The 11982-nt window shown below is 64.5% G+C and carries 9 protein-coding genes; 2 read left to right on the forward strand and 7 right to left on the reverse strand.

The window, feature by feature from the left end; all coding sequences use genetic code 11:
* Positions 1–12: 12 nt before the first annotated feature.
* The 5 genes from PPGU16_RS25340 to PPGU16_RS25360 form a co-directional block, all read right to left on the reverse strand.
* Positions 13–1227, reverse strand: a complete 1215-nt coding sequence (locus tag PPGU16_RS25340; protein WP_180723147.1) for a winged helix-turn-helix domain-containing protein — start codon at positions 1225–1227, stop codon at positions 13–15.
* 179 nt (positions 1228–1406) lie between these two features.
* On the reverse strand, positions 1407–1694 hold the full coding sequence (locus PPGU16_RS25345) for a hypothetical protein (RefSeq protein ID WP_180723148.1): 288 nt from the start codon (positions 1692–1694) through the stop codon (positions 1407–1409).
* 189 nt (positions 1695–1883) lie between these two features.
* A complete protein-coding gene (locus PPGU16_RS25350; RefSeq protein ID WP_180723149.1) occupies positions 1884–3590 on the reverse strand; it encodes an FAD-dependent oxidoreductase in 1707 nt (568 codons plus the stop codon).
* Positions 3591–3644: 54 nt separating this feature from the next.
* Positions 3645–4634, reverse strand: coding sequence for a DedA family protein/thiosulfate sulfurtransferase GlpE (locus PPGU16_RS25355; RefSeq protein WP_180723150.1), 990 nt, complete (start codon positions 4632–4634; stop codon positions 3645–3647).
* A gap of 297 nt (positions 4635–4931) precedes the next feature.
* Entirely contained in the window at positions 4932–5183 is a 252-nt protein-coding gene (locus PPGU16_RS25360) for a hypothetical protein (RefSeq protein ID WP_012403560.1), read from the reverse strand.
* Between the two features lie 427 nt (positions 5184–5610).
* On the opposite strand from PPGU16_RS25360, the gene PPGU16_RS25365 reads away from it, so the two are divergent.
* On the forward strand, positions 5611–6132 hold the full coding sequence (locus PPGU16_RS25365; RefSeq protein WP_180723151.1) for a methylated-DNA--[protein]-cysteine S-methyltransferase: 522 nt from the start codon (positions 5611–5613) through the stop codon (positions 6130–6132).
* Positions 6133–6282: 150 nt separating this feature from the next.
* Here PPGU16_RS25365 and PPGU16_RS25370 read toward each other — a convergent pair whose 3' ends face one another.
* Positions 6283–7959 carry a methyl-accepting chemotaxis protein gene (locus PPGU16_RS25370; protein WP_180723152.1) on the reverse strand — a complete coding sequence of 559 codons (1677 nt, stop codon included), beginning with the start codon at positions 7957–7959 and terminating at the stop codon, positions 6283–6285.
* 457 nt (positions 7960–8416) lie between these two features.
* Here PPGU16_RS25370 and PPGU16_RS25375 point away from each other — a divergent pair, with 457 nt between their 5' ends.
* A complete protein-coding gene (locus PPGU16_RS25375; RefSeq protein WP_180723153.1) occupies positions 8417–9526 on the forward strand; it encodes a porin in 1110 nt (369 codons plus the stop codon).
* Positions 9527–9539: 13 nt separating this feature from the next.
* Here PPGU16_RS25375 and PPGU16_RS25380 read toward each other — a convergent pair whose 3' ends face one another.
* On the reverse strand, positions 9540–11882 hold the full coding sequence (locus PPGU16_RS25380) for a putative bifunctional diguanylate cyclase/phosphodiesterase (protein ID WP_180723154.1): 2343 nt from the start codon (positions 11880–11882) through the stop codon (positions 9540–9542).
* Positions 11883–11982 lie beyond the last annotated feature (100 nt).

Below are 11982 nucleotides of genomic sequence, written 5' to 3' on the forward strand. Positions count from 1 at the left end.
CGTAGATAGCGCTTAGTCTTCGCCGGTTTCGAGCGAGGCTCTGAGTTCGTCGGGTGCGGAGGTGATCTGCAATTGCGGCGTGCCGTGCCAGTCTGCGCAACGCTGCAGCGCGCGGCGCAAATCCGACGTCAGCCGGCCGCTTACGCGCACGCCCGGTTCCAGATGCAGCGCCTTCAGTTCGAACACGCCGCTCGCGCGGTGCGCTTTCGCGTCGACACGGCCGATCAGCTTGCCGCGATTGAGGATGGGTAGCACGTAGTAGCCGTATTTGCGTTTCGGCGCGGGCACGTAGCATTCGATCACATAGTCGAAGTCGAACAGCGCGGCGGCGCGCTTGCGGTCCCAGACGACGGGATCGAATGGCGACAGCAGTGTCGTGACCGTCGACGCAATCTTGCCGTTTGCCGCATCGTCGATCATCGGCGTGAAGTCGCGATGCACGAAAGTCGGCTGCTTCCATCCTTCGACGCGCACAGGTGTCAGCTCGCCTTCGTCCGCCAGTTGATGGAGCGCGTCGGCGTAAGGGCGGCGCGGCATCCGGTAGTAATCCGCGACCCAGTCCGACCGCACGACACCCAGCGCGCGGCAACTGCGCCGCAGTAGTTCTTTCGCGACGGCATCGACGGGCTGCAGATGGCGTTTGTCGTTCCAATGCGGCAACACGCGCTCGGTCACGTCGTAGACACGCTGAAAATTGCGCCGCTCCGCGACCATCAACGCGCCGATCGCGAACAGCACTTCCAGATGCCGCTTCTGCGGTTTCCAGTCCCACCAGCCGTTGCTCTTGCCCGCTTCGCGCGCGAAGTCCGCCGAGCGCACGGGTCCTGTCGCGCGGATATGCGCGAGCAGATCGTCGATTTCGGCGCGGTACTGCGCGTGCCAGTCGGCAGCGTATTTCCAGCCCATGTCGCCGGGATCGAGCATCCGGTGCCGCATCAGGCCGTAGTCCTCGATGGGAAGAAAACACGCTTCGTGCGCCCAGTACTCGAACAGCTTGCCTTCGGCGAGATGCTCGTCGAGCCATTGCGGCTGATACGGTCCGAGACGGCTGAACAGCACGAGATAAGGACTGCGCGCGACGACATGGATCGTATCGATCTGCAATTGCGCCATTCGCCGGATGGCGTCGAGCACATCGGCTTTGGTCGCCTTGCGGCGCGGCGGGGAGAGCAGGCCTTGAGCGGCCAGATGCAGGGTGCGGGCGGCGGGTAAGGGCAGTGTGATCACGCGGTCGGCGTCGTAGCGGCGTTATAGCGATCCGGCAGGCGCAGCGTCGAGCGAAACCCGAGTCGCGCCTTACCAGGGGCGGCATGGCGGCTTGCCATGCCGGACGTGTCGCTACTGTAGCGTGATCGGCGCAAACGCACCGTCAGATGGCATTTGCCGTCGCGCGATGCGTTGCCCCTTTACCAGCGTCCGTGATGATGACGTCCTTCCCAGCCGCGATGACGGCCATGATCGTGCCAGCGCGGACCGCCGCCCCAGTAGCGGGGCCCGTAGCCACCATATCCGCCGTAATAGACGGGCGGCGGCGGTGCATAGACCACGGGAGGCGGCGCATAGTAGACGGGCGGCGGCGCGGCATAAACGGGCCCGCCCAGATACACGCCGACGCCGACATGCGCCGATGCGGCCGTCGATACGCATGCAGCGGCCAGTCCGATTGCCGCAAATACCATCGCACGTTTGATCATGCTGTTCTCCATCCGTCCCAAGCCGATTGCTAACTGAAGCCTGACTTGATCTTACGAAGTAGAAAGCATCACAGGTGCAAGCAGACGGTGGCTTATGTAACAACCAGTAAGCAGGCTGACGATTGGGGGAACAGGAGAGGCGACCGGCCTGCGCGGCGAAGCGCGCAGGCCGGTGCAAAAGCGGAAGTATCAGGCGCCGAGCGCGACGGTCGTTTCGCCCGCGAGTTGCGCGAGCATCTGATGGATTTGCGCGACGACCTGGGCGCCTTCACCGACAGCAGCCGCCACGCGCTTCGTCGATCCGGCGCGCGCATCGCCGATCGCGTACACGCCTTCGACTGACGTGTTCAGATCGCACGCCGAGTTTGCGCCCGTAATGACGAAGCCCTTCTTGTCCAGTTCGACGCCGCAGCTGCGCAGCCAGTCCGTATTCGGATCGGCGCCCGTGAACAGGAAAAGATGCCGCGAGTCGAAGCAGTCGCGTCCGTCCGCGCATGGGTTTTTCAGGCCGATCTGCTCGAGCCCGCCTTCGTTGCCTTCGAGCCAGCCGATCTCCGTATCCGGATACACGGTGACGTTCGGCAGCGACGCGATCCGGTCGATCAGATAGCGCGACATTGTGGCCTCGAAGCCGCTGCGGCGGATCAGCACGTGGATGTGCTTGGCATGCGAAGCCAGATAGACGATGCCCTGACCCGCCGAATTGCCGCCGCCGACGAGCACGATTTCCTCGCGCTTGCACAGTTTCGCCTCGACAGGCGACGCCCAGTAGTAAATGCCACGGCCGTCGAAGCGGTCGAGCCCGTCGATCTCGGGCCGACGATACACCGCGCCGCTCGCGATCACGATCGTCTGCGCGCGGATGCTGCCCTGGCACTGCAGTTCGAGCCGGTACGGACGTTCCTCGCAGTGCAGATGCTTGACCTTGACGGGAATCGCCACGTGCGCGCCGAACTTCTGCGCCTGCACGAACGCGCGGCCCGCGAGCGCCTGGCCCGAAATGCCCGTCGGAAAGCCGAGATAGTTCTCGATGCGCGAACTGGCGCCCGCCTGTCCGCCCGGCGCACGGCTGTCGAGCACGATCACCGACAGACCTTCCGAGGCCGCATATACGGCCGTCGCCAGCCCCGCCGGACCCGCGCCGACGATCGCCACATCGTAGACATGTTCCGAGTCGAGATCGGGGATCAGGCCGAGGCAGGTTGCCAGTTCCGGGTCGCTCGGATGACGCAGCACCGAGCCGTCGGGACAGATCACGAGCGGCATGTCCTCGGGACCGGCCGCGAACTGTTCGATGACGCGCAGCCCGTCTTCATCGCGCTCGTCGAGCACGGTATGCGGATGGCCGTTGCGCGCGAGGAACCCTTGCAGCGACACGAGCCGCCGGTCATTGCTCTTGCCGACGATGATCGGTCCGCCCGCGCCGCGCTCGATCAGCCCGACGCGGCGCAGAATCAGCGCGCGCATGATGCGCTCGCCGAGTTCAGCCTCTGCGACGATCAGTGCGCGCAGCCGCTCCGGCGAGATCAGCAGGGCTTCGACGTGTTCCAGCGCCATACCGTCGACGAGCGCCGGCTTGCCCGACAACTGGCCGACTTCGGCGAGGAACGAGCCTTGATGGTGTTCGTTGACGAGCAGTTCGCGCCCGAGCCCATCACGCTGGTAGACCTTGACCGAGCCTTTCAGCACCACGACCATGCCCGGACCGGTGGTGCCCGTAAGGAACAGCATCTCGCCCGCTTCGTAATTCCGCCTTTCGCCGAACTTGCACAGCCGCTTGATTTCCTCGGGCTGGAGTATGGGAAACATCTGGTGACGCCGTGTCGAAAGCGTCGAGAACGGCGCCTCGTTGACGGCGGCGCGTTGAGCGTCTTCACCCTCTCGCGTTACACCCATCGAATATGCTCCTTGCTTTGCCGCACGCCTGATGCGGCATGCAGCCAATGTCGGTCAGACTGTCTTCGGCGTGATGCCGATATCCAGCGTCGGCTCTGGCTCGTCGGCGAGCGGTTCGAGCTGGCGGCCCGCATCGCGCCACGCATCGAGGCCGCCGCGCAACGGAATCACGTCCTTGAAGCCGGCATCCGCCAATTGCTTCGCCATCCATGCCGCCGACACCTCGTTCGGGCACGAGCAATAGATCACCAGCTTCTGGTCGTGCGGATATTTCGCGACGATTTCCTCGAGCTGGCGCTCATCCGCGAACACCGAGCCGGGAATCACGAAAGGATCCAGCGCGCGCTTTTCTTCCGAGCGGATGTCGAATAGAACGGGCGTGCGCTTGTCCAGCATCAGGTCGTACAGCTCGTCGACGTCCATGCGTGCCGTTGCGAGCTTCTTGATCAGCTGACGACGCCTGTACCAGCGGTACGCGCAGTAGATGGCCAGCAGCACCACGACGACCACGGCCGTCATCTTGCCCAGACGGCTCGCGCCGGCGAACAGCATGTCGATCTGCTGCGCGAACACGACGCCGAGCCCGAGGCCGAGGCCCGACCAGAGCGTCGCGCCGATGCTGTCGTAGGCGAGGAACATGCGGTAAGGCGTACCCATCGCGCCCGCCATCGGAATGGAGACGATCGACAGGCCCGGCACGAACTTCGCGACGGCCAGCACGCGCACGCCCCAGCGGCCGAAGAAACGCTCGGTCTTTTTCACGCAGGTATCGCGCGACAGCGACAGCTTGCAGAGCGTCTTCAGCGTGTTGCCGCCGTAGATGCGGCCCGCTGCGAACCACGCGCTGTCGCCGATCAGCGTGGCGAATACCGCGAGCACCAGCACGGGCAGCACTTGCGCGCCGACCGAACCGGGATGCATCGCGGCCATCGCGCCGAACAGCACGAGGGACGGCATCGCGGGCACGGGCAGCCCGATGGATGCGGCAAGCACATTGACGAATACGATAGCAGGCCCGTACTGCTCGACGAGATCATGTAGCATCGGCTTACTTTCGTGACCGTTTCGGCCTCGAAGACGACTGGAAGTGACTAAAAGATTATGGACGCATTTTCAACGCGTGCAAGAGAGGTGCGTTTTGCGTCCGGATATTGCCGACGTGCGGGAAAAGCGCCTGACGCCTCGGTCTTCGGCGGAAAGGCTTTGGTGCGTCCGATGAACGTCATGCGACGTCCGTCGAGGCGTCAAAGATGATGGTGACTGCGCAAAAAACAAGAGGCGCGGCGCCTGATTCGACCTGCGCCGCGCACGCTTCGTATGGCTATTGATGACTGCAGTGAATTATTGACGGTGGTTATGCTGCTCGCCCGGTAGTTCGGCGCCATGCGCACGGATGGCTGCGATCAGTTCCGCAGGCGTAATTTCATAACGCACTTCGCGGTGAATGCCCGGCTTGCGTTCATCGACTTCGATCAGAAGTATGCCTTTCCCGTCTTCTGTCGATTCGAGGCGCAGTGAGCGCAGTTCGCGACCCGTTGCGTCGTCGTGCTCGGTGAGCAGGGCCATTGCCCCGGAAGACCCGGTGGTGCGCATCGAAAATTCCCTCTTGCGTGATTGAACAACGTTGCCGAACAGGCATTGTAAGGGCAGTACCGCGCGCCGTCTGTCGCGTGGCGCTCACACTCTCCGGATTATGCGGGCGAGGCGTGCGCGATGCATCGAAGGGGCGCTGCGGCGCGCGCAAATATAAGGCCGGTGCGGCTCCTGGCGGGGTGCCGCGATTTTTTTGCATGGCAGCGAGCGCGCGTGTCGCGTGCGTTTCGGGACGCGACGGCACAGATTTCGCGCGGGTTCGCGACACACATTTTTTCGCTGTCACGGCAATGACGCGTGCGTGTGATGGGCTTCGATCAGCAAGATCCGGGAAGCAGCGCCGCGTGCCGGTGCGATACAGTGGGCGCATCCAGAAGGCCGCGCACGACCTTGCCGCCGGCCTTCGCGACCATGCAGGAGAAATCTCATGAAGCAATGCATGTCGATGCCGAGCCCGCTCGGCGACATTCTGCTGCGCGCCGAAGACGACGCGCTGACGGGCGTGTACTTCGTCGGACAGAAGTATTTTCCGGCCGCCGACGGCGCGCTTGCCGCTGCGAACGCGTCACGGGTGCTGCATCAGGCGCGCGAACAGCTCGACGAATACTTCGCGGGCGAGCGCGATGCGTTCACTGTGCCTTTAAGAATGCTCGGGAGCGCTTTCCAGCGCGACGTGTGGGATCAGCTCGTGCAGATTCCGTACGGCGAAACGGCGAGCTACGGCAGCATCGCGCGGCGGCTCGGCTCGCCGTTATCCGCGTCGCGCGCGGTCGGCGCGGCCAACGGACGCAATCCCGTTTCGATCATCGTGCCGTGTCACCGGGTGATTTCGAGCGCGGGCGATCTGACCGGCTACGCGGGCGGACTGCATCGGAAGGAAGCGCTGCTGACGCTGGAGCGGCCGATGTCGAAAGCGCCGCAGCAGCTGGAATTGCTCGCGTTCGGTTGAACGCAGCAAAAAAATAGCCCGTCCAGAAGGGCGGGCTGCGTAAACGCCGTTGTTACTCGGGTCAGCCGGCCCGTACTCAATTCTGGGCGCTGACGGACCTATCTTTATCGGACAATAGCGCGCTGTCGAGATGGTAGTAACGATGATCCGTCAGACCAAAGCGTCTTCATCGACGGCAGCGCGGACTGCGCGAGCCGGCGTGGCCGGGTTACGCAACGCCCGGTCGGCGGGGCGTACCGCTTTGCTGACCGCGCCGCGCGCGTCCTGCGCGCCCGCCACCGTGAACAGGCGCACAGCTTCGTCGAGCACGTCGGCCTGTTCCGCGAGACGTTGCGCCGTCGCTGCAGCCTGCTCGACCATCGCGGCGTTCTGCTGCGTCGCGCTGTCCAGATGCGCCACGGCCTGATTGACCTGGCCGATGCCGTCGGCCTGTTCGCTGCTCGCGTTCGCGACTTCGACGATCAGCGACGACACGCGCGCCACGGCCTGATCGATCACGCCCATCTGCGCCGTGGTGCGCGCGACCAGTTCCGTGCCTTGTGACACCTCGCTCACCGTCGTATCCACCACCTGCTTGATTTCCTTCGCGGACGCCGCGCAGCGCTGCGCCAGCATGCGCACTTCGCTCGCGACGACGGCGAACGAGCGCCCTGCCTCGCCCGCGCGCGCCGCTTCGACGGCGGCATTGAGCGCGAGGATGTTGGTCTGGAACGCAATGCCGTCGATCACGCCCGTGATGTCGGCGATGCGCTTCGACGCTTCGGTGATGCCTGCCATCGTCTGCTCGACCTGCAGCGCGACCTGGCCGCCCGTCGCCGCCGCCGATTGCGCATCCCTGACGAGATCGAGCGCGCGCACGGTGGCATCGGCGTTGGCCTGCACGGTGGTCGTCAGTTGCTCCATCGTCGCCGCCGTTTCTTCCAGCGACGCCGCCTGCATTTCCGTGCGGCGCGCGAGATCCAGATTGCCTGTCGAAATTTCGTGCGCAGCGTCGAGCATTCCGCCGATCTGCGCGCGCACGTCGGAGACGATCGCGGCGAGATTCGCTTTTAGCTGGTTCAGCGCCTGCAGCACGTCACCGAGATCGTCGTGTCGCGCGATGGCGAGATCCGCTGTCAGGTCGCCTGCAGCCATGCGCGTGGCGAACGACCCCATCGCATCGACCGGCTGACCGAGATGGCGCGACAGCAACTGCGCAGCCGCCGCGCTCACTGCGGCCGTCACACCGAATGCGATCCAGAATGGCAGCGGCGGCGTGCCGCCCCATGCCGCGAGGCCCGCTGCAAGCAGCGCGATGGGCGCGACCATGTAGCCGATCGTCGCGCGCATGGCGACGGGCAGGCGCATCAACGCCTGCAGCTTGCCGACCAGCCCCGTGCGCACGACCACGCCCTGATGCAGCCGGACGCCGCGCGCCGTGCCCGCGCGCATCTTCGCGTAGAGCGCTTCCGCCTCGCGCACCTGAATGCGATCCGGCTTCACGCGCACGCTCAGGTAGCCGACGGTCGTGCCGTTCTCGACGACGGGCGTGACGCTCGCACGCACCCAGTAGTGGTCGCCGTTCTTGCGGCGGTTCTTGACGAACGCCGACCAGGGGCGGCCGGCGCGGATCGTCGTCCACATGTCGGCGAAGGCTTCGGCCGGCATGTCGGGATGGCGGATCAAGTTGTGCGGCTGGCCGATCAGCTCGTCGCGGCTGTAGCCAGATACGGCGATGAAGGCAGGATTGCAGTACTGGATCTTGCCCTTGAGGTCGGTTGCCGAAACGAGCATCTGCGAGGACGGATAGTCGTACTCGTTCTGGGTGACAGGCTGATTGTTGCGCATGACGTTCCTTGGACTGCCGGATGCCTCCGCACCCGAATGGTTCTGTAAGGCTTAACGGCATTGACCCCTGATGCTTTAGGGTTTTCCTGGTATTTGACTCAGGTAAGTCGCGCTCGCGCCGATATCACAGAGTTCGGTACGACGCTGTTGCGTCGAATGCGAGCGCCTGGCGTCGCATGAAAACAACGCCGGGCGCCGGACATTGGGCGTACGCTTTCGAGACAGGGCCGTCCTGGCGTGCCTTGGTGGGATTCACCGCGCAGCCTGCAGCGCGGGTCATTGTTTTCGCTTTACTTCCGTTTCTCGCGAATCCGATAATGGGACTTACTTGCAATTCGTAATGTAGTTTACGGAGCGGTTTCGCGATGTTTGGCGCGCTCCCCTTGTGCGTGTGGCTGTCGTTCCTATAAAAAGTCGCCTTCCAAAGCCGAATCGACTCAACTCAGGGAAGCCAAGCATGTCCGCGAACAAGATCAAAAAGAAAGCCGCCGCGGCCGCCGTGAGCGCTGCGCTCTTCTCGCTCGCCACGGGCGCACACGCGCAAAGCAGTGTCACGATGTATGGCGAGCTCGACACGGGCCTCGCATATATCAGCAACGCCGGCGGGCATTCGCAATACAAGGCGACGTCGGGTCTCGTCGACGGCAGCTATTGGGGCTTGCAGGGTATCGAGGATCTGGGCGGCGGTTATCGCGCGATCTTCCGGCTCGAACGCGGCTTTTCGGTGACCTCGGGCGAGATGTTCAACGACCACCCCTACTACGTCGGGCTCGGCAGCGAGCAGGCGGGCACGCTGACGCTCGGCCATCAGTACGATCTCGTTCACGACTATTTCGCGCCGTTCACGCTGACGGGCGGCACAGGCGGCACCGCGTTCGCCCATCCGTTCGACAACGACAACGCGAACAACACCTATCTCGCGGCGAACTCGGTCAAGTATGCGAGCCCGTCGTTCGGCGGCTTGACGGTCGGCGGCATGTACGCGTTTTCGAACGCAGCCGGGCAGTTTGCGAACAACCGTGCGTACAGCTTCGGCATGAACTACGCGGCGGGCGCGCTGAATGCGGGCGCCGCGTATCTGCACGCGAACGGGCGTGGCAATTCGTCGACGGGCGCGTATGAGGCTGTCGTGCTGCCCAGCGCCACGGATGTCTTCGACGCCGCCGTGCAGACGCAGAACACCTACGGCGTCGGCATCAGTTACGCGATCGGCGACTTCACGATGGCAGCGGCGTGGTCACGCTCCACGTTCACCGGCGTGACCGTGCTCGACACGGGCGGCGTGGCGCCGTCCGTCGGCTTTTCCAATTACGAAGTCAACGGCGTCTACCAGCTGACGCCGACCGTTGCGCTGGCAGGCTCGTACACGTACACGAAGGGATCCACCTCGCACTGGCACAACGGCGGCGTGCAGGCCGACTACCAGTTTTCGAAGCGCACGGACACCTATCTGGAAGCGATCTATCAGCGCTCGTCGTCGGGCGCGCCGGCCGTCATCAATTCGGCCGACCCTTCATCGAGCCACAATCAGGTGCTGATCGGCGCGGGCCTGCGGCACAGGTTCTGACGGGCGCGCCGTTTCACGCCGGCGTGATCAGCCCTTCGGGCGGCTGCGGCCGGCTGAGCAGAAAGCCCTGCACATAGTCGCAGTTGACCCGACGCAGAATCTCCAGCTGCGCGGCCTCCTCGACGCCTTCCGCGATCACCTGGATGCCCAACTTGTGCGCCAGGCCGATGACGCCTTCGACGATGGTTTGCGTCGTCGGATCGTGCTCGATCTTCGACGTGAAATGCTGGTCGATCTTCAGCGTGTGCGGCTCGAAATCGGCGAGATACATGAGGCTCGAGTAGCCGGTGCCGAAATCGTCGATGGCGATGCGTACGCCGAGCCGCTTCAGTTCGACGATCGACTTTTGCGCCTGCTTCGGGTTCTTCATCAGCGCGGTTTCCGTCAGCTCGATTTCGAGCTTGCCGGGCGGAATGCCGTACTGCTTGAGCGCGCGGTCCACCTCGCGCACGATCTGCTCGCTGCCCAGTTGTCGCGCCGACACGTTCACCGACACGCCCAGATTCATCGACCCCGCCTGACGCCACGCGGCGAGCTGGCGCAGCGCGTTGTCGAGCACCCAGACGCCGACGTCCTCGACGAAGCCAGTTTCTTCGAGCAGCGGAATGAAATCGCCCGGTGAAATCCTGCCTCGCCTGGGGTGTTGCCAGCGGATCAGCGCTTCCGCGCTATGTACCGCGAGCGAATGCGGCTCGTGAATGGTCTGGAAGTGCAGGAAGAACTGGTTGGTTTTCAGCGCCTCGGGCACGTCGCGCTCGAGTTCGAAGTCGCCGATGGTCCGCGCCGCCTCCTCGCCCGCGAACTGGTAGCCGTTGCGACCGGTTTTCTTCGCGGCGTACATGGCGACGTCGGCGCTCGACAGCAGCGCGTCGTGGCCGCTGCCGTGTTCCGGATAGATCGAGATGCCGATCGACGCCGTGATGAACGCGCCCGCGCTGTCCTGCAGCCGGTTCTCCGACAGCCCGCCGAGCAGCGCCTTCGCCTGCGTTTCGAGCCCCGCCTTGTCGACCACGCTGCGGATCAGCACCGCGAACTCGTCGCCGCCCAGACGCGCGACATACGCGTCGCCCGGCAGCGAGCGGCGAATGACGCCGGCGACGTTGCGCAGCAGATGATCGGCGGCGAGATGGCCGAGCGTGTCGTTGAGCACCTTGAAGCGGTCGAGATCGACGAACATCAGGCCGAACGGCTGTCCCGCGGCACAGCGGCTTGCGATTTCGCGCAGCAGAGCGGCACGGTTCGCGAGACCCGTGAGCGAATCGGTATAGGCGAGGCGGTCCAGTTCCGCGACGCGCTCCTGCTCGATCGTCACGTCTTCCGTAATGCCGACGATGCGCAGCACATTGCCTTTGTCGTCGAGCACGGGGTAGCCCGTGCTGCGCAGCCAGCGCACCGAGCCGTCGGCTTTTCTGATCCGGTACTGCGCGCGGCCTTCCGACGATTCGGCCATGATGCGCGCCATTTCCGCGTGCAGCGCGGCGCGGTCTTCCGGCACGACCATGTCGCGCCAGACGTGCGGGTTGCGCATGAACTCGTCCGGCTCGACGCCGAACACGTTCGACGAACCCGCCGTGATGTAATGGAAATATTCGAAGTTCGCGCTGTACGAGAAGAACACGAGCTTGACGTGCGCTTCCATCTCCGACATCAGCTCGCTTTTCGCACGCAGTTGCTGGAGCAGTTGCGTCTGGCTCGTGATGTCGAGCGACGCGCAGACCACGGCGACGACCTTGCCGGCATGGTCTTTCACGGGAATGAGTTGCGAATCCCACCACTTAGGCTGGCCCGTCGTCGTCGTGCAAACGCCGCGAAACGAGGCGGGTGTGCCGTTCAGCGCGCTTCTGAATGCGGCCGTCGCGGCGTCATTGTCGTCGCCTTTCCAGAAGCCGAGCCAGTCTGCGCCTGCGAGCTGCACGGGCGACGTGGCTTCCATCAGCGTCGCGCCGTAGTCGTTGATGCGCAGCATGTGCCCTTGCAGGTCGAGCAGCTTGACGCAATCACGGCTCGCATCGAGAAACGAACTGGCAAGCGCCGTCGTCGCCGCCTGTCGCGCTTTTTGCGCGGCGAAGCGCTGACGCGTCGCGATCATCGCGATGGCGCCCACCGTCGCGCCGACGGCGATCTGCAGGCTGAACGGCGCGCTCGCCGGCCCGCGCAGCGCCATTTGCAACGCGATGCTCGCCGCACCCGCGCCGATCCCCGTGGCGACGCTGACCGTGAAGCCGAACGGGCCGGCCGGGCGGCGGTTCGACCATGCGTCGAGCAGCAGGGCGAGAAAGTGCTGGTCCTGGTGCGACCCGTCTTCGCCGTGCCGGTGAAGCGCACGGCGCCATTTCAATGTGAGGCTCGTCGGCATTTCCGGACTCGCCTTAGTGCGCGCGCAATGCGCGAAGCGGGCGCAAAAGCGGCGCCGTAATAAGCGCGGTGCGTACCGTGGACGTGAGCGAACTCACGCG

The sequence above is a fragment of the Paraburkholderia largidicola genome, assembly GCF_013426895.1.
GTDB classification, from domain to species: domain Bacteria; phylum Pseudomonadota; class Gammaproteobacteria; order Burkholderiales; family Burkholderiaceae; genus Paraburkholderia; species Paraburkholderia largidicola.